Here is an 18,476-nt window from a genome sequence, read left to right as displayed (position 1 = left end):
TCAGGAAGCCCTCATGGCAGATATCCCCGTGTCGCTGCTCAGTGCAGACTTCCGGGCCTGTCGTCCTCATGCGGCGGCTCCGCCAGGTTCGCCAGCGTCGGCGCCGACGGCGGCGATGAGACCTCGCCTCCAGACGGCGCGGCGGCTTCCATCGCGCGCGCCTGGTCGCGATAGGATTTGTAGCCGAGCGGCAGGGCAAGGAGATACAGCACCGTGCCGATCGACAGCACGTGCCAGGGATAGGCGATCAGGAGCGCGATGAAGACGATCACCGCGACGAAGGCCGGCAGCACCAGTTCGGGCGGCACGCGCATGCGCTTGGTCTTGCCGGAGAACACCGGCAGGCGCGACACCATCAGGAAGGCGATCAGCAGCGTATAGGCGGCCGTCACCGCCGCAGGCAACCGGCCGAGATCGAGGAACGCGATATAGATCGGCAGCAACACCGTGATCGCGCCGGCCGGGGCCGGCACGCCGGTGAAGAAATTGGCGGCGAAGGCCGGCTTGTTGGGATCGTCCATGGTGGCGTTGAAGCGCGCGAGCCTTAGGCCCCCGGAGATCGCGAACACCATCGCGGCGATCCAACCGGCATTGCCGAGCTCGTGCAGTTGCCAGAAGTACAGCATCAGGCCGGGCGCAACGCCGAAATTGACGAAGTCGGCGAGGCTGTCGAGTTCGGCGCCGAATTTGGACTGCCCCTTGATCATGCGCGCGATGCGGCCGTCGATGCCATCGAGCAGGGCCGCGAACACGATGGCGTAGACCGCGAGCGACATCCGTCCCTCGATCGACAGGCGGATCGAGGTCAGGCCGGCGCAGATCGCCAGCAGCGTGATGACGTTGGGCACCAGCATCCGCACAGGGATCGGGCGGAACCGCCGGCGGCGCGCATCGGGATATTTGAAATCATAGGGCGTCATGGCTGGTCCTTACCTCATGGTGAGATATAGCAAGCCGCGGTCCCCTCCGCCATTGCGGCGGAAGCCCCTGGACCGCCCTATTGGTCAATTGGCGCGATACGCGCGGCTCGGGTCGTCTCCGGCGAGATCGGCCAAAATCGTCTCACCGGCGATCGCGGTCTGCCCTTCCGAGACCAACGCCTTGGTGCCCAGCGGCAGGTAGACGTCGAGCCGGGAGCCGAAGCGGATCAGGCCGAAGCGCTCACCTGCTCCAATCGCCTGCCCCTCCTTGACGAAGCAGACGATGCGCTTGGCGACGAGCCCTGCGATCTGGATCACGCCGATCCGCGCGGTCGGCGTCGTGATCACCAGCGAGTTGCGCTCATTGTCCTCGCTCGCCTTGTCGAGCTCGGCGTTGATGAAGAGGCCGGGCCGGTAGGCGATGCGGTCCACCCGGCCCGCGATCGGGCTGCGATTCACGTGGCAGTTGAACACGCTCATGAACACCGAGATGCGCGGCAGCGGCCGGTCGCCGAGCCCGAGCTCGGCCGGCGGCAGCGCCATGGTGATCATCGAGACGCGGCCATCGGCGGGCGACACCACGAGCCCCTCGCGCACCGGCGTCACCCTGACAGGGTCGCGGAAGAACAGCGCGCACCAGACGGTAAGCGCTGTGCCGATCCACCCCAAAGGCGACCACACCCAGAATAGGAGGAGGCTTGCCAGCGCAAAGCCGCCGATGAAGGGATAGCCCTCCTTGTGGATCGGCGGGATCTGACGCTGGATCGAATCGAGAATGGACATCGCTATCTGCCGCCTGGGGTTGCTGGCGCGCGGGTCATCCCCGCGCGGTGGAGTTGTTTAGGCCAGAGTTGGGACCGGAGACAAGGTCACTCCGCGGCCACAGGCGTCGTCAGGACATCTATGACCGGCGGCGGCTCCCGGTTGGGCGCCTCGCCAGAGTCGGCCATCTTGGCCAGTTTCTCGCGCGCGGCCTCGGCCTCGCGCTGCCTGTTCCACATGCTGGCGTAGAGGCCCCCCTCCGCGAGCAGTTTGGCGTGGGTGCCGCGCTCGGCGATCCGGCCCTGGTCCAGCACGATGATCTCGTCGGCGCCGACGATGGTCGAGAGCCGATGGGCGATGACCAGCGAGGTGCGGTTCTTCGCCACGCGCTCGAGCGCACCCTGAATCTCGTGCTCGGTGTGGGTGTCCAGCGCGGAGGTCGCCTCGTCCAGCACCAGGATTGGCGGTGCCTTCAAGACCGTCCGCGCGATCGCGACGCGCTGCTTTTCGCCGCCCGACAGTTTGAGGCCGCGCTCGCCCACCTGGGTCTCGTAGCCCTTCGGCGACAGGCGGATGAAATGATCGATCTGCGCCAGCCGCGCCGCCTCCTCGACCTCGGCATCGCTGGCATCCCAGCGGCCGTAGCGAATGTTGTAGCGGATGGTGTCGTTGAACAGCACGGTGTCCTGCGGCACCATGCCAATGGATGCACGCAGCGAGGCCTGCGTGACCTCGCGGATGTCCTGCCCGTCGATCAGGATCTTGCCGCCGGAGATATCATAGAGGCGGAACAGAAGCCGCGACATGGTCGACTTGCCGGCTCCGGAGGGGCCGACGATCGCAACCGTCTTGCCGGCCGGCACCTCGAAGCTGATTCCCTTGAGGATCGGCCGCGCCGGCTCGTAGGCAAAGCGCACGTCCTCGAAGCGCACCGTGCCGGCCGAGACCACCAGCGGCTTCGCATCGGGCGCGTCCTTGATCTCGGCTTCGCGGCCCAGCACGCCAAACATCTTCTCGATGTCGATGATCGCCTGCTTGATCTCGCGATAGACCATGCCCATGAAGTTCAGCGGCTGGTAGAGCTGGATCATCATGGCGTTGACCAGCACGAAATCGCCGACCGTGTTGGTACCGTTGCGCACGCCGATCGCGCACATCAGCATGGTCGCGGTCAGCCCCAGCGTGAATATCACGGCCTGTCCGGTGTTGAGCACGGCGAGCGAGGTGTAGGCGTGGACGCTTGATTCTTCGTAACGCGCGACCGATCGGTCGTAGCGCTGCGCCTCACGGGCCTCGGCGCTGAAATATTTGACCGTCTCGTAGTTGAGCAGCGAGTCGATCGCCTTGGTGTTCGCCTCGGTGTCGGAATCGTTCATCTTGCGGCGGATGCCGATCCGCCACTCGGTGGCGATGTAGGTGTAATACATGTAGACCGCCACCGTGATCAGCGTCGCGACCACGTAGCGCCAGTCGAACTGCCAGAGCAGGACAGCCAACAGCAGCGAGACCTCGACGATGGTCGGAATCAACTGCAGGATCACCATGCGCACGATGACCTCGATGCCCTCGCGGCCGCGCTCGAGCACACGGGTCAGGCCGCCGGTCTTGCGCTCCAGATGAAAGCGCAGCGACAGCTCGTGCATGTGGATGAAGGTGATGGTGGCGAGCTTGCGCACCGCATGCATGGCGACGCGCGCGAAGATGCCGTCGCGCCATTGCGTCAGCACCGCCATCACGATGCGCATCACGCCGTAGCTGGCGGTCAGCAGCAATGGCGAGGCGATCACCCAGAGGTGCCAATTGTCCGCCTGGACCGGCGCGGTGTTGGCGCCGGTCAGCGCATCGGTCGCCCATTTGAAGCTGAAAGGAACCGTCAACGTGATCAGCTTGGCGGCGAGCAGCAGCACCATCGACCAGACCACGCGCATCTTCAGGTCGAAGCGGTCGCCCGGCCAGATATAGGGCCACAGATGTGCCAGCGTGCCCATCAACGTCGCCCGCTCCAGCGGTCCCCCGGCGGGAGGATCAGGAACGTTGGCGCCGTCGAACGATTGAGGTTGGTCCATCAAAAAGCCTGAAAGCCCGCCGGACGCGGCGGCGTTACGATTTGCGATTTTCGCCCGTCATATAAAGCCTTCCCGATGCCAACGCACCCCGCCAGATGGCGAATCTTTGATTGTTTGTCGCCATTTACCGGTAGATTTCCGGGTAGTCCGAATCACCGATTGGGCTTGACGCCCCTTCGCTGCAATGCATCATGACACCAATGAGCATCATCAAAACCGTCTGTGTCTATTGCGGCTCCGGCCCCGGAACCAATCCCCGCTTCACCGAAGGCGCCAAGGCGTTCGGCAAGGCCCTCGCCGAGAACAACGTTCGCCTGGTCTATGGCGGCGGATCGCTCGGCCTGATGGGCTCGGTCGCGACCTCCGTGCTCGATCACGGCGGCACCGTCACCGGCATCATTCCCGAGTTCCTGCGGAAGCGCGAGAACGCGCTGACCCGCGTGCAGGAGATGATTGTCACCCCCGACATGCACGAGCGCAAGCGCCTGATGTTCGAGCGCTCCGACGCCTTCGTGGCGTTGCCGGGCGGCGTCGGCACGCTGGAGGAGCTGGTCGAGCAATTGACCTGGAAGCAGCTCGGCCGTCACGCCAAGCCGGTGCTGCTCGCCAATATCGACAATTTCTGGGAACCGCTGTTCTCGCTGCTGTCGCACATGCGCCAGACCGAGTTCATCCGCGCCGGCCTTTCGGTCGACATCCTCAAGGCCGATCGGATCGAAGATATCTTGCCGAAGCTGAAATCCGCGGCGGCCCAGGTCGCCGAGGCCGAAAAGCAGCTCGCCCCGGAAGTCGCGCGCAAGCTTTAGTCAGCCGGAAACGTCACCGCCTCGATCCGGTTGCCGTCGGGATCGGTGACGAAGGCCGCGTAGTAGCGTACGCGGTCGTGCGGGCGGATCCCCGGCCCACCGTCCGATGCGCCGCCGGCCGACAGCGCCGCGGCGTGGAATGCATCGACTTCACGCGTCGTCTTCGCCCGCAGGCAGATGTGCACGCCACTCTCCGGTACGACGTGCGGCATGCCCTCGCGCAAATTGATCCAGAACTCGGGATAGGCCTTACCGAAGCCGATCGTCCGCGGCCGCGTGACGAGGCGAGAGAGACCGAGCGCGGCGAGTGTCGCCTCGTAAAATGTCGCCGAGCGTTGGAGATCGCTGACACCGACGGAGATGTGGTCGATCATGGCCTAGGTCCCTCCTCACCCCAGCTGTCATCGCCCGGCTTGACCGGGCGATCCAGTATTCCGAGACGCCAGAGAGCTACGGAGAAGCCACGTTGTACTGGATACCCCGCTTTCGCGGGGTATGACAGCCATTGTGGATGCTAAGCCGGCGCGCCCGACTTCACGAGCTTGTAGATCACCGAATCCATCAACGCCTGGAACGACGCGTCGATGATGTTGGGGGACACGCCGACCGTGGTCCAGCGATCGCCGTTCTCGTCCTCACTCTCGATCAGCACGCGCGTGACCGCGCCGGTGCCGCCGTTGAGGATACGCACGCGGTAGTCGATCAGCGTCAGGCCCTCGATGTATTTCTGGTACTTGCCGAGGTCTTTTCGCAAGGCCACGTCGAGTGCGTTGACGGGACCGTTGCCTTCGGCGGCCGAGATCAAATGCTCTCCGGCGACGTCGACCTTGACCACGGCAAGCGCAACCGTGACGCGGTCGCCGTGCGAATTGTAGCGCTGCTCGACATTGACGTCGAACTGCTCGACCTCGAAATAATGCGGCACCTTGCCGAGCGTTCGGCGCGCCAGCAGCTCGAACGAGGCGTTGGCGGATTCATAGGCGTAGCCTTGCGCCTCGCGCTCCTTCAATTCCTCGACCAGCCGCGTCAGCTTCGGATCGCTCTTCTCGTAAGCGATGCCGGCGCGGTCGAGCTCGGCGATGACATTGGAGCGGCCGGCCTGGTCGGACACCAGCACCTTGCGGTGGTTGCCGACCAACTCCGGCAGCACATGCTCATAGGTCTGCGGATCCTTCAGCACGGCGGAGGCATGGATGCCGGTCTTGGTGACGAAGGCGCTCTCGCCGACATAGGCAGCATGCCGGTTCGGCACGCGGTTGAGCATGTCGTCGAGCGTGCGCGACACCTTGACCAGCGTCGCGAGCTTCTCCGCTGTGACACCGATCTCGAAGGCGGCGGCAAACTCCTGCTTCAGCTTCAAGGTGGGGATCAGTGAGCACAGATTGGCGTTGCCGCAGCGCTCGCCGAGGCCGTTCAGCGTGCCCTGGATCTGCCGGACGCCGGCGCGCACCGCCGCGAGCGAATTTGCCACCGCCTGCTCGGTGTCGTTATGGGCGTGGATGCCGAGATGATCGCCGGGGATGTGTTTTGTCACCTCGGTGACGATGGCCTCGACGTCGTTGGGCATGGTGCCGCCATTGGTGTCGCACAGCACCACCCAGCGCGCGCCGGCCTCGTAAGCGGCTTTCGCACAAGCGAGCGCGAAGCTGGCATCTTCCTTGTAGCCGTCGAAGAAATGCTCGCAGTCGAGCATGACCTCGCGGCCGGCAGCCTTCGCAGCCGCGACGCTGTCGCGGATCGAGGCGAGGTTCTCTTCCTTCGTCGTCTCCAGCGCGACCCGCACCTGATAGGCCGACGATTTCGCCACGAAGCAGATGGCGTCGGCCTTGGCTTCCAGAAGTCCGGCAACACCGGGATCGTTGGAGACCGAGCGCCCCGCCCGGCGCGTCATGCCGAAGGCGGTGAAGCGCGCATGATTGAGTTTCGGCCTGGTGCCGAAAAACTCGGTGTCGGTCGGATTGGCGCCGGGATAGCCGCCCTCGACATAGTCGATGCCGAGATCATCGAGCATCTGGGCGATAATTTGCTTGTCCTTCAGCGTGAAATCGACGCCATTGGTCTGCGCACCGTCTCGCAGCGTGGTGTCGAACAGATAGAGGCGCTCCTTGCTCATTGCAGCGCTCCCGACGTAGGTCCGGTACTGAGCGTCTTCTGCATGGTGGTGTTGGCGAGCCACTCGTCGTTGACGGTGATGCTGTTGCGCTGCATGGCGATGTAGCCGCGCTTGGCGAAGAAGCCCTGCGCCGTATCGCTGGCATCCACCGTCAGCTTTTCAGCACCGCGGCCGCCGGCAAGCTTTTCCAGCGCATCGACCAGCATCGTCGCCAGGCCCTGCCCGACCACGGCCGGATGGACGTAGAGCATGCGGATGTGATCCTTGCCGTGCAGCGAGGCAAACCCCACCGGCGAGCCCTCCAGCGTGGCAATCAGCGTCAGGTCGGCCGCGAGCCGCTTGCCGAATTCTTCGCTCTCGGCCGCCTCCATCCAGGCTTGCTGCTGCGCCTCGTTGTAGTCGTCGCCGGTCAGCTCCTCGATGCTGGCCGTGAAGATCGCGGCAAGGACCGGCACGTCCTCCGGCAGGAACGGCCGCAAGCCGGGCTTTGGCAATGCTTGTGCCATCGTCTTCACCACATCCCATAGAGTTTCAGCGCCAGCGCCGCGGCAGCGCCGAGCAGCAGGATTTTCAGCGCGATGTAATAGAACCAGTGTCGCGGAAAAGGCGTGTCGGGCCGCTTCATCGTGCGACCTCCCACGTCGTCCCTTCCTTGGAGTCCTTGATCGCAACGCCCATCGCGGCAAGCAGATCGCGGATACGATCGGACTCCGCAAAGTCCTTGCGCGCTCGCGCTTCGCTGCGAGCTGCCAGCAGGGCTGCGACCTTGGCAGGGTCAATTCCGGCCCTGGACCTCATCTGCTCGGATCGCGCCGTTGCGCTTTGCGGCAGCAGCCCCAGCAGCATTGCCGCTGACTTCTTGTACCGCTGGGCCGTTTCTCCGCCCCAGTCGTCCAAACGAGACTGGCTCAGCCGCATCACGGGAGAAATCTCGTGCAATCGTTTGATCGCCCCCGCGGTGTTCAGATCATCCAGGAGCGAGTTCAAGAAGTCCGGATCGATGTCATCCGAGGGCTCAACATCCGCCACGTCTCGATACCACTCATCGAGAGTCTTGCTGCTCTCTTCAAGGTTCTTGAGAGTCCAGTCGATCGGCGAACGGTAATGCGTCTTGAGCATGTTCAGGCGCAGCACCTCGCCCGGCCAGTCCGCGAGCAACTCGTGAATCGTGACGAAATTGCCGAGCGACTTCGACATCTTCTCGCTCTCGACCTGCAGGAAGCCGTTGTGCATCCAGTAGTTCGCCATGCGCTCCCGGTGGAAGGCGCAGCAAGTCTGCGCGACCTCGTTCTCGTGATGCGGAAACACGAGATCGATGCCGCCGCCATGAATGTCAAAATGCTCGCCCAGATGCTTCCAGGCCATCGCCGAGCACTCGATATGCCAGCCCGGACGCCCCTGCGCGGCGATGCCCGCCGGCGACGGCCATGACGGCTCGCCGGGCTTGGACGGCTTCCACAGCACGAAATCGGTGGCATCGCGCTTGTAGGGCGCGACATCAACGCGAGCACCAGCGATCATCTCGTCCAGCGAACGTTTCGATAGCGCGCCATAGCGCGGTAGCTCGGAATTGGCTGCGCTCATCGCGTTCATCGCCTGCGGGGAGAACAACACGTGATCCTCGGCAGGATAGGCGAAGCGGCCGGCGACCAGTCTTTCGATGATCTCCCGCATCTCGCCGATATGCTCCGTCGCACGCGGCTCGACAGTCGGACGCAAGCAGCCAAGCGCATCGACATCGGCATGAAACTGCTTAGCCGTCTGCTCGGTGACCTTGCGAATGGCCTCATTCAGCGGCAGGCCGGGGAAATCCCGCGCGGCGCGGTCGTTGATCTTGTCGTCGACGTCGGTGATGTTGCGGACATATTTGACGTGCGCCTCGCCATAGAGATGGCGCAGCAGCCGAAACAGCACGTCGAACACGATCACCGGCCGCGCATTGCCGATATGGGCGAAGTCATAGACGGTCGGTCCGCAGACATACATGCGGACGTCCTTCGCATCGAGCGGCACGAAGGTGCGCTTTTCCCGGCTCAGCGTATCGTAGAGGCGCAATTCCATATGGATACCCGTCGGCTGTTGGCCGGGCGTCCAGTGCTCTCAATGGTTTTGAGAAAAGACGGCTCCAGCCAGCGAATCGCTAGCTCGTAATCTCGCGGCAAATAATGCAGATGGCGAGGAGACCGTTCATGCGGCCACATATGGGCTATGAGGCGGCCTCGCGTCAAGAGAGCCGCGGAATTGCCGTCTTGTCTCCGCATTGCGCGGCCGCTCGCCTTGACGGTTCATCATCCTTAACCATTTGAGCCCATTCTGGAACCGGCGGTTCCTTGTTTTTGCCCCAGGTGTTTTCATGCGATCCTTACTGGCGCTCATTTCCTGCGCCTCCATCCTTGCCGCATCCAGCGCTCTCGCCGAGACCCGCGTCTTCATCATCCCCAACCAGGCGGACGGCTATGGCGTCGATCAGTGCCTAGCCAAGAGCGACAAATGCGGCGCGCAGGTCGCCCGCACCTACTGCCAGTCACGCGATTTTGCCCAGGCTTCGGCCTATCGTCGGGTCGATCCCGACGAAATTACCGGCTCTGTCCCCAAATCCGGCGCAAACTGCTCCCATGGCCATTGCGACGAATATGTCGCAATCACCTGCCAGCGCTGAATTCGCTCGGAACTGGCGTACTTTAGGCCCAATCGCTGGCCTCTGAAACGACGTGACGATGCCGCAGGAAGCGGCTATGGGAGGGCGCGCTTCGGCCCCCCACATCACGCGTGGCCGTGACCTCGCTAGAATGGCGGATATGCCTGAATTTTTGTCTCTCTCCCGTGCTCGCTCGATCCTTGCCTGCGCCGTGCTCTTGAGTACGGTCGTGCTCGCCAATGGTGCGTACGCACAGGCGGGACCGCCGGGACCGCCGGGATCGCCGCCTCAGCCCGGCCAGAACGGGCTCGGACCGAATCCGATGTGCGTGCGGCTGGAAGGCCAGCTCGCCGGGCTCGATCGTGGCGGCGGCGGTGATCCCGCACGCGAAGACCAGATCCGCCGCTATCAGGAGTCCCAGACCAAGCAGCAGGCCGAGCTCGACCGCGTCACCATGCAGGCCAAGCGCATGGGTTGCGATTCCTCCGGCTTCTTCTCGCTGTTCAGCGGCCAGTCGGCGCAATGCGGTCCGGTCAACACCCAGATCCAGCAGATGCGCGCCAATCTGGACCAGATCACCGGCAATCTCGAACGACTGCGCGGCGGCGCCGGCGGCTTCAGCCCCGAGCGTGACAACCAGCGCCGCTCGGTGCTGGCAGCGCTGGCGCAGAACAATTGCGGCCCGCAATATGCCAACGCCGCGCAGTCGCAAGGCGGCGGCAACTTCCTGAGCAATCTGTTCGGCGGCAACAACCCCAACAATCCGCAAGGCGTGCCGCCGTCCGATCTCGGCCCGCAATCAGGCACCTATCGCACAGTGTGCGTGCGCACCTGCGACGGCGCCTACTTCCCGGTCTCGTTCGCCACCGTGCCGGCGCGCTTCCCCGACGACGAGAAGACCTGCAAGGCGCTGTGCCCGGCCGCCGAAGCCGTGCTCTACACCCATCGCAATCCCGGCGAGGACATGAACTCCGCGGTCTCCACCAGCGGCCAGCCCTACACGGCGCTGCCGACCGCGTTCAAATTCCGCAGCGAGTTCAACCCGTCCTGCTCCTGCAAGGCCGCGGGCCAGACCTGGGCCGACGCGCTGAAATCGGCCGACGACAAGGCGGCGGCCGAGCAGCAGGGAGACATCATCGTCACCGAGGAGAGCGCCAAGAAGATGCAGCAGCGGCAGCTCACCAAGGGCGCGCCTGCGAATGCCAAGAAGGGCGCGGCTCCGGCACCGACGACGGCCACCGCTCCGGCTGCAACGCCGCCCGCGGATACCGGCACGGCTGCGACATCATCCGAGAACAAGCCGATCCGCTCGGTCGGGCCGAGCTTCCTGCCGCAGCAGCAGAAGTAGCCTGTCTCCGCATACCCCGCTGTCATGCTCCGCGAAGGCGGAGCATCCAGTACTCCGCGGCGGCAGTAGGTTTTCAACAATGCCCGCCGCGGCGTACTGGATCATCCGCCTTCGCGGATGATGACAGCTCATCCTGAGCGCGATCGCCTGCCTCAACCCTCGAACGCGTCGATCGAGGCTTTGCTGGCGCGCGAGACCAGCGTCTCGTCCCCGGCCGGCAGCGCATCGCCCCTGTCACGAAAACGGTTGGTGATGGGATAGCGGCGGTCTCGGCCAAAATTTCTGCGCGTCACCTTCACGCCGGGCGCGGCCTGGCGGCGCTTGTATTCGGCGACGTTGAGCAGATGGTCGATGCGGGTGACCGTTTCGCGATCGAAGCCGGCGGCAATGACTTTGTCGAGCGGCTCTTCGCGCTCGATCAGACGCACCAGGATGGCATCGAGCACGTCGTAAGGCGGCAGGGAATCCTGGTCGGTCTGGTTCTCGCGCAATTCCGCGGTCGGCGGACGCGTGATGATGTCGGGCGGAATGACCTCGCCCGCGGGCCCGAGCGCACCGTCGGGCTTCCAGACATTGCGCAAGCTTGCCAGCCGAAACACCTGCGTCTTGTAGATGTCCTTGATCGGATTGAAGCCGCCGTTCATGTCGCCATAGAGCGTGGCGTAGCCGACCGACATTTCCGACTTGTTGCCTGTGGTCACCACCATCAGCCCGGTCTTGTTCGAGATCGCCATCAGCAGCGTGCCGCGGGTGCGGGCCTGGAGATTTTCCTCGGTGATATCGGCCGGCAGATTCTTGAAGATGCCGGACAATATGGTCTCGAACCCGGTCACCGCTTCTGCGATCGGCAGAACTTCGTAGCGAATGCCCATATGGCCGGCCAGCTCGCCGGCGTCCGCAATCGAGCTTGCCGCAGTGTAGCGATAGGGCAGCATCACGCCGTGCACCTGATCGACGCCAAGTGCATCGACCGCGATCGCCGCGCAGAGGGCAGAGTCGATGCCGCCGGAAATGCCGAGCAGCACACCGGGGAAACCGTTCTTGGCGACGTAGTCGCGCAAGCCGAGTACGCAGGCCGCGTAGTCGGCGTGGTCGCCTTCGGGCTGCTCCGCGACTGGACCGCTGCAGCGCCAATCGTCGCGGTTTCTCGTGAAGCGCAGCGTGGTGATGCTCTCCGCGAACGCCGGCAATTGCGCCGCGAGCGAGAGATCGCCGTTGAGCGCGAAGGAAGCACCGTCGAACACCAGCTCGTCCTGGCCGCAAACCTGGTTGAGATAGACCAGCGGCAGGCCGCTCTCGGTGACGCGCGCCACCGCAACCGACAAACGCACGTCGGCTTTGTCGCGGGCGTAGGGCGAGCCGTTCGGCACCAGAATGATCTCGGCGCCGGTCTCGGCCAGCGTCTCGACCACGTTCTCGTAATCCTCGGACTCCTCCAACCAGATGTCCTCGCAGATCGGCACCCCGATCCGCACGCCGCGCACGGTCACGGGACCTGCCGCAGGGCCGCGCGAAAACAGCCGCTTCTCGTCGAACACGCCGTAATTCGGCAGATTGCATTTGAAGCGCAAGGCAGCGATACGGCCGCCATCGAGCAGCGCGCAGGCATTGTAGAGCCTGTCCTCCTCGACCCAGGGCGTGCCGACCAGCATGGCCGGCCCGCCATCGGCAGTGTCGCGCGCGAGGCTTTCGATCGCGGCGCGGCAGGCGGCTTGGAAGGCCGGCTTCTGCACGAGGTCTTCAGGCGGATAGCCGGCGATGAACAATTCCGGAAACAGCACGAGATCGGCGCCGTCGGACTTGGCCTGCGCGCGCGCGGCACGCGCCTTGGCGGCATTGCCGTCGATATCGCCCATGGTCGGATTGAGCTGGGCGAGCGTGACCGCGAATTCGTTGAGACGTTCGGTCATGGCGCTCCGATCAACGGGCTAGAGGAACCCCAATCGCTCGATGATGGCGATGATCCAGAACGCGAGGGCCATCAGGAGCGCAACACCCACCGCGGCCGAGCCCATGTCCTTGACCCGGCCGATCTGCTTGTCGTGATCCATGGTCAGCCGGTCGGCAAGCTTCTCGATCGCCGTGTTGAGCAGCTCGACCACCAGCACGAACGCGACCGAACACACCAGCTCGACCGCGCGCATCGCGGTCGCGCCGACGAACCAGGCGACCGGCAGCGACACGAGGAGCGCGACAATCTCCTCGCGGACGGCCTGCTCCGAGCGGAACGCAAAGGCCAGACCGTTGCGGGAATTGACCGTGGCCTTCCAGATCCGCAGCAAGGTCTCAGAGCCCCGCTGCGGCCGGCATCGGCCTGACCTTGCCGGCGCGCTCCTGCTTGAGGAGCTCCGCGACCAGGAAAGCCATGTCGATGGATTGCTCGGCATTGAGGCGGGGGTCGCAGACCGTGTGATAGCGGTCGTTGAGATCCTCGTCGGTGATCGCGCGGGCGCCGCCGAGGCACTCGGTGACGTCCTGGCCGGTCATCTCCAGATGCACGCCGCCGGCATGGGTGCCTTCGGCCGCGTGGATCGCGAAGAACGACTTCACCTCGGAGAGGATGCGGTCAAAGGGGCGCGTCTTGTAGCCGGACGTTGAGGTGATGGTGTTGCCGTGCATGGGATCGCACGACCAGACCACCACCCTGCCCTCGCGCTTCACGGCGCGGATCATGTTCGGCAGGTGCTCGCCGACCTTGTCGGAGCCGAAGCGGCCGATCAGCGTCAGCCGGCCCGGCTCGTTGTCGGGGTTGAGCACGTCGATCAGCTTCAACAGCTCGTCGGCCTTGAGCGACGGGCCGCATTTCAGACCGATCGGGTTCTTGATGCCGCGGAAATATTCGATATGGCCGTGATCGAGCTGGCGGGTGCGGTCGCCGATCCAGATCATGTGGCCCGACGTCGCGTACCAGTCGCCGGTGGTGGAATCGACGCGGGTCATGGCCTGCTCGTAGCCGAGCAGCAGCGCCTCGTGGCTGGTGTAGAAATCGGTGGCGCGCAGCTCCGGATGGGCCTCGAGATCGAGGCCGCAGGCGCGCATGAAGTTGAGCGCGTCGGAGATGCGGTCGGCCAATTCCTTGTAGCGGCGGGACTGCGGCGAATCCTTGAGGAAGCCGAGCATCCACTGATGCACGCTGCCGAGATTGGCGTAGCCGCCGGTGGCAAACGCACGCAGCAGGTTCAGCGTCGCCGCCGACTGGCGATACGCCATCAGCTGGCGCTGCGGATCAGGGACGCGCGCCGCCTTGGTGAAGGCGATGTCGTTGACGATGTCGCCGCGATAGCTCGGCAGCTCAACACCGTCGATCTTCTCGGTCGGCGACGAGCGCGGCTTGGCGAACTGGCCGGCGACGCGGCCGACCTTCACCACCGGAACGGCGCCGGCATAAGTCAGCACCACCGCCATCTGGAGCAGCACGCGGAAGAAGTCGCGGATGTTGTTGGCGCCGTGCTCGGCAAAGCTCTCGGCGCAGTCGCCGCCCTGCAGCAGGAAGGCCTCGCCGGCCGCGACCCGTGCCAGCGACTTCTTCAGATTGCGCGCCTCACCCGCGAACACCAGCGGCGGAAAGGTCGCAAGCTGCGCCTCGACGTCGGCCAGGGCCTTGGCGTCGGGATAATCGGGCACCTGTAGCACCGGCTTGCTGCGCCAGGATTCGGGCGTCCACCGCTCGGACATCGCAATCTCTCCGTGAAGCAAAAAACACAACCTGATCTGTGGGTTGCGAGGGCCGCCTTATACACAGGCTCGCTCCCGGCCGCCAGTTGTAAATCCATCTGGCACTGCAAACCCTTGCGGGGAAAGCCAAATTCGCATCTGCTGGGAAACGGCGAGGAAACTGGCAGGATACCTTCTGCCCATGGACGCGGCATTAGACGACGTTTTCGTTGACGAGATCAGCTTCCCGGCAACCGACGGGTATGCGCTGAGCGGCACGCTATTCCTGCCGCGCGGCACCAAACGCCATGCCGTGCTGATCAACTCCGGCACCGCCGTGCCGCGAAAAATCTATCGCGGCTTTGCCTCCTATCTCGCCCATCGCGGCTGCGCAGTCCTCACCTACGACTATCGCGGCATCGGCGACAGCCGGCTGCCGGCGATGGTCGGCTACAACCAGCCGAAATCGCTGGTCGGCTTCAAGGCCTCTATGTCGGACTGGGCCGCACTCGACGTCACCGCCGCAGTGCACTGGATGCGCGCGCGCTACAACACCCTGCCCCTGGCCTATGTCGGCCATTCGTTCGGCGGCCAGGCGCTCGGGCTGATCGCGAACAACACGGACATCTCGCGCGCCGCGTTCGTGGCCTCGCAGGCGGCCACCTGGCGGCTGATGGCGTCGCCGGAAAAATACCGCGTCTACGCCTTCATGAATTTCGTCGGCGTGCCGCTCGTGCACGCGCTCGGTTACGCGCCGGGCTGGGCCGGTGTCGGCGAGGATTTGCCCAAGGGCGTCTTCCTGCAATGGGCCGAGTGGGTCTCCAGCCCCCGCTATCTCTTCGATTCAAAGCTGCCGGCGCTGGAGAACTTTGCCAAGTTCAAGGGCGAGCTGCGCGCGCTGTGCTTCTCCGACGATCCCTGGGCGACGCGGCCCGCGGTCGAACTGCTCACCGGCGGCTTCAGCGCGATCAAGCCGGAGGTGCTGACGGTCAAACCGTCCGACGTCGGCGCCAAGGCAATCGGCCATTTCGGCTTCTTCCGCCCCGAGCACCGCGACACGCTGTGGCGCGGCGTCGCGGAATGGGTTCAGGGGGAGTGATCGTCACGTAGCCGCCGCGGGCAGTCTGACGACAACCCGCAATCCGGTGCGCCCGGTCTCGGTGATATTCACAGCTTCAATGGACCCGCCGAGCCGGTCGACGATCCGCTTGACGATCGAAAGGCCAAGACCGGCGCCGTCACCTTCCGGACGTTGACCGCGGAAGAACGGCTCGAAAATCCGGCCGATCTCCTCGGAAGAAACGCCCGGCCCGGTGTCGTCAATTCGAAGGACGCCCGTCGCACCGTCCTGGTAGATCGCCACATCGATCTTGCCGCCCTCTGGCGTGAAACGGAGCGCATTGTCGATGAGATTGCGGATCATCGCTGCGAGCATGACCGGCTCGCCGCGCACCGGAATAGACTCGACTCGTTCGAAGCCGAGATCGACACCGCGATTGATCGCTTCCCCCAGGAGATTGGCGATAATGCGCCTGGCGGCGCGATCGAGCTCCACGATCTCTGATTGCGCACAATCGGAGGGGGCCGCGTCGTGCCGTGCCAGCGCGAGCAACTGTTCCAGAAGATGCTTGCTGCGGCGTATGCCCTGCCGAAGCACCGCAAGGCGTTCGCTCGCGGCCGGCGGCAGTTCGACCTGATCGAGATTCTCGGCCTGCAGGCTCAGCGCCGTCAGAGGCGTCCGCAGTTCATGCGCGGCATCCGCGATGAATCTGCGCTGCTGCTCCATAGTCTCGTGCATCCGCTGCAACAGGCCGTTGATCGAGGACACGAATGGATTGAGTTCGCTTGGAAGATCGCGAAGCGGAAGCGCCGTCATGTCGTCGGCACGCCTGGCATCAAGTTCGTCCGCCAGCCGCACCATCGGGCGGAGCGATCGGGCAATGACAAAGGCGATCACCAGCATCAGGCAAGGGATCAGCGCCAAGATCGGAAGTACGGTGCGGAACGCCATGTCGCCCGCGATCTCATCCCGAACACCCGCGCTCTGCGCCACCGCAAAGCGGCTGCCGTCGGATCGCGTCCGCAGCACCACACGGACCGGCTTTCCTTTTCGCGTCGCATCGCGCATCCCATCCTGAAGCCGCCACAGCAGACGCTCCTCGGAGGTGCCCTGCGGCGCCTTGCCCAATTCCATCAGCCAGACTTCGGAATCCTCATCCACGCCATGGAGGTCCTGGGTTCCCGCGAAACCACCATTCTGGACGAGGCCCGCGATCTGGATCAGCACCGAGTCCTGCGTCTCGATGGCTTCGTCGAATGCCCAGCGGTGCGCAAAGACGCCTCCTATGAGGCCGGTCAACAGGACGACCGTCGTCAAGCTGATGAACAGCCGGCCGCGCAGCGACCTGATCATGACGCGCGATCCACCATCCACCCCATGCCACGCACGTTGCGGATCGCCTCCGTGCCGAGTTTCCTGCGGATGCTGTGGATCAGGAATTCGACCGCGTTGCTCTCGACCTCCTCGTTCCAGCCGTAAAGCTGCCGCTCGAGCTCGCTCCGCGACAAGATGGTGCCGGATCGCGTCAGCAATGCCTGGAGAAGAGCGAACTCGCGCGGGGTCAGGATGGCCGTCTGGCCAGACAGTGAGGCCTCGCGGGTCGCCGGATCGAGACCGAGCTTGCCATTGCCCAGCAGGGCGGGCGCGCCGCTGCCTTCGCGGCGAAGCACCGCGCGCATGCGGGCCAGCAACTCGCGAATCTCGAACGGCTTGACCAGATAGTCGTCCGCGCCGAGATCGAGGCCCTCGATCCTGTCGTCGACGCCATCCCGCGCCGTGACGATAATGACGGGGCATTTGCAGCCGTTCGCGCGCAACCGCCGCAGGACGTCGCGGCCGTCCGTGTTCGGCAGACCGAGATCGAGCAGAAGCACTTCATAGGACTCGTTCGCGGCGGCCAGTAGCGCCGTCCCGCCGTCCCTCACCCAATCAACCGCATAGGCCGCGTCCTTGAGCGCCTGCTCGACGGCTGCGCCAACCATCTTGTCGTCCTCGATCAGCAGAACCCGCAAAAGTCGATCCTCAAAGCTCCGCCGGGCCATCCGGCAATCAAACCTGGCAACCCCGACTTAGCGCAGAGTTAGGGAGCGCCGGCAGGCCCAAATTGCGGCGAAGACCGCACCGGCTCCCGAAATTTCCTGTCCCTAAGCCGGGCCTAAGTCCGCCGGGCAATGATCCGGCAACGCTTCGGTCAGGATCGGCTTTTGGGAGATTGGGCGTGTCGGAATACGCAAGCTTCGGCGCAAGACAGATGTTGAACAAGGTTCCAGCGGTCACGGCGATCTTCTGGGCCATCAAGGTGCTCTCGACCACCGTGGGCGAGACCGGCGCGGACTATCTCGCAGTGCATGTCGGCCTTGGTGCCGGCCTGACCGCGATCTGCATGACCGGGTTGCTCGCCGCTGCGCTGCTGCTGCAGCTGAGCCGCCGCGCCTATGTACCCTGGATCTACTGGCTCACCGTCGTCCTCGTCAGCATCGTCGGCACCCAGCTCACCGATCTTCTGACCGACAAGCTCGATGTCAGCCTCTATCTCAGCACCGCAGCGTTCGCCTGCGCGCTCGCGGCGACATTTGCAGTCTGGTACGGCGTCGAACGCACGCTGTCGATCCATTCGATCGTCACGACGCGGCGCGAGCTGTTCTACTGGACTGCGATCCTGTTCACCTTCGCGCTCGGCACGGCCGCAGGCGATCTTGCCACGGAAGCGCTCGGCCTCGGCTTCCAGCTCGGCGTTGTCGCCTTCGGTATGCTGATCGCGGCGGTGACGATGACCTATTACATCGGCGCCAACCCCGTCTTGACCTTCTGGCTCGCCTACATCCTCACCCGTCCGCTCGGCGCATCGCTCGGCGATCTGCTGTCGCAGTCGCGGGACTATGGCGGCATGGGCATCGGTACGATCCAGACCAGCATCGGCTTCCTGACCGTGATCGTCGGCCTGGTCGCCTGGGTGACGTTCGAAGGCGACGGCGCGCGCCGTACCGATCCTGCGCAATAGCCCTTTCCATAGAGTCCTCACCGCTCCCTGCACGGACGCAGGGGCCACAACAGGAGAAGCCGCATGATGAAACTCATTTCCGCTGTCGCCGTTTGCCTGGTGACAACC

The 18,476-nt window shown here is 64.5% G+C and carries 16 protein-coding genes and 1 pseudogene; 5 read left to right on the top strand and 12 right to left on the bottom strand.

Annotated features, from left to right (window positions below):
• Nucleotides 1-38: 38 nt before the first annotated feature.
• The 3 genes and pseudogenes from IVB31_RS03875 to IVB31_RS03865 all read right to left on the bottom strand — a co-directional run bounded on the left by IVB31_RS03875 (nt 39) and on the right by IVB31_RS03865 (nt 3,748).
• The gene (locus IVB31_RS03875; RefSeq protein WP_247318706.1) at nt 39-920 is read right to left on the bottom strand and encodes a phosphatidylcholine/phosphatidylserine synthase; all 882 of its coding nucleotides are present in this window, start codon (nt 918-920) and stop codon (nt 39-41) included.
• Nucleotides 921-1,004: 84 nt separating this feature from the next.
• Nucleotides 1,005-1,712: pseudogene (locus IVB31_RS03870) on the bottom strand (phosphatidylserine decarboxylase); the annotation flags it as partial.
• Between the two features lie 77 nt (nt 1,713-1,789).
• Nucleotides 1,790-3,748, bottom strand: a complete 1,959-nt coding sequence (locus IVB31_RS03865; RefSeq protein WP_247318700.1) for an ABC transporter ATP-binding protein/permease — start codon at nt 3,746-3,748, stop codon at nt 1,790-1,792.
• A 200-nt stretch (nt 3,749-3,948) separates the two neighbouring features.
• Between IVB31_RS03865 and IVB31_RS03860 the strand changes: the two genes are divergently transcribed.
• Nucleotides 3,949-4,554 (top strand): TIGR00730 family Rossman fold protein, encoded by a 606-nt coding sequence (locus tag IVB31_RS03860; protein ID WP_247318698.1) that lies wholly within the window; start codon nt 3,949-3,951, stop codon nt 4,552-4,554.
• Here the strand turns inward: IVB31_RS03860 and IVB31_RS03855 are convergent.
• The 4 genes from IVB31_RS03855 to cysS form a co-directional block, all read right to left on the bottom strand.
• Nucleotides 4,551-4,928 (bottom strand): VOC family protein, encoded by a 378-nt coding sequence (locus IVB31_RS03855; RefSeq protein ID WP_247318696.1) that lies wholly within the window; start codon nt 4,926-4,928, stop codon nt 4,551-4,553. The genes IVB31_RS03860 and IVB31_RS03855 overlap by 4 nt on opposite strands.
• Nucleotides 4,929-5,068: 140 nt before the next feature.
• Nucleotides 5,069-6,667: a citramalate synthase gene (gene cimA, locus IVB31_RS03850; RefSeq protein WP_247318693.1), complete on the bottom strand. Its 1,599-nt coding sequence runs from the start codon at nt 6,665-6,667 to the stop codon at nt 5,069-5,071.
• Nucleotides 6,664-7,173, bottom strand: coding sequence for a GNAT family N-acetyltransferase (locus tag IVB31_RS03845; RefSeq protein WP_247318691.1), 510 nt, complete (start codon nt 7,171-7,173; stop codon nt 6,664-6,666). Before IVB31_RS03845 ends, cimA begins: the two co-directional genes overlap by 4 nt.
• Before the next feature lie 115 nt (nt 7,174-7,288).
• Entirely contained in the window at nt 7,289-8,728 is a 1,440-nt protein-coding gene (gene cysS / locus IVB31_RS03840; RefSeq protein WP_247318689.1) for a cysteine--tRNA ligase, read from the bottom strand.
• A 292-nt stretch (nt 8,729-9,020) separates the two neighbouring features.
• Here cysS and IVB31_RS03835 point away from each other — a divergent pair, with 292 nt between their 5' ends.
• Together IVB31_RS03835 and IVB31_RS03830 are read left to right on the top strand one after the other, a co-directional pair.
• Nucleotides 9,021-9,326 carry a hypothetical protein gene (locus IVB31_RS03835; RefSeq protein WP_106943048.1) on the top strand — a complete coding sequence of 102 codons (306 nt, stop codon included), beginning with the start codon at nt 9,021-9,023 and terminating at the stop codon, nt 9,324-9,326.
• 130 nt (nt 9,327-9,456) lie between these two features.
• Nucleotides 9,457-10,653, top strand: coding sequence for a DUF2865 domain-containing protein (locus tag IVB31_RS03830; RefSeq protein WP_247318687.1), 1,197 nt, complete (start codon nt 9,457-9,459; stop codon nt 10,651-10,653).
• Nucleotides 10,654-10,805: 152 nt separating this feature from the next.
• Here the strand turns inward: IVB31_RS03830 and IVB31_RS03825 are convergent, their stop codons facing one another.
• Genes IVB31_RS03825 through IVB31_RS03815 form a run of 3 tightly spaced genes read right to left on the bottom strand, consistent with a single transcriptional unit; the run spans nt 10,806 to nt 14,328 of the window.
• Nucleotides 10,806-12,563: an NAD+ synthase gene (locus IVB31_RS03825; RefSeq protein WP_247318685.1), complete on the bottom strand. Its 1,758-nt coding sequence runs from the start codon at nt 12,561-12,563 to the stop codon at nt 10,806-10,808.
• An 18-nt stretch (nt 12,564-12,581) separates the two neighbouring features.
• Complete coding sequence (locus IVB31_RS03820; protein WP_247318683.1) at nt 12,582-12,935, bottom strand: diacylglycerol kinase; 354 nt, start codon at nt 12,933-12,935, stop codon at nt 12,582-12,584.
• A 4-nt stretch (nt 12,936-12,939) separates the two neighbouring features.
• On the bottom strand, nt 12,940-14,328 hold the full coding sequence (locus tag IVB31_RS03815; RefSeq protein WP_247318681.1) for a 3-deoxy-7-phosphoheptulonate synthase class II: 1,389 nt from the start codon (nt 14,326-14,328) through the stop codon (nt 12,940-12,942).
• A 181-nt stretch (nt 14,329-14,509) separates the two neighbouring features.
• Here IVB31_RS03815 and IVB31_RS03810 point away from each other — a divergent pair, with 181 nt between their 5' ends.
• A complete protein-coding gene (locus IVB31_RS03810) occupies nt 14,510-15,406 on the top strand; it encodes an alpha/beta fold hydrolase (RefSeq protein WP_247318679.1) in 897 nt (298 codons plus the stop codon).
• A 3-nt stretch (nt 15,407-15,409) separates the two neighbouring features.
• On the opposite strand, the gene IVB31_RS03805 is transcribed toward IVB31_RS03810, so the two are convergent.
• Entirely contained in the window at nt 15,410-16,684 is a 1,275-nt protein-coding gene (locus IVB31_RS03805) for an ATP-binding protein (RefSeq protein WP_247318677.1), read from the bottom strand.
• 32 nt (nt 16,685-16,716) lie between these two features.
• Entirely contained in the window at nt 16,717-17,379 is a 663-nt protein-coding gene (locus IVB31_RS03800; RefSeq protein WP_247318675.1) for a response regulator transcription factor, read from the bottom strand.
• 239 nt (nt 17,380-17,618) lie between these two features.
• On the opposite strand from IVB31_RS03800, the gene IVB31_RS03795 reads away from it, so the two are divergent.
• Complete coding sequence (locus IVB31_RS03795) at nt 17,619-18,368, top strand: hypothetical protein (RefSeq protein WP_247319420.1); 750 nt, start codon at nt 17,619-17,621, stop codon at nt 18,366-18,368.
• The last annotated feature ends 108 nt before the right edge of the window (nt 18,369-18,476 follow it).

The sequence above is a fragment of the Bradyrhizobium sp. 21 genome (assembly GCF_023073335.1).
Lineage (GTDB): Bacteria > Pseudomonadota > Alphaproteobacteria > Rhizobiales > Xanthobacteraceae > Bradyrhizobium.
Note: the sequence above shows the minus strand (reverse complement) of the source record. Positions and strands in the feature narration are given on the sequence as shown.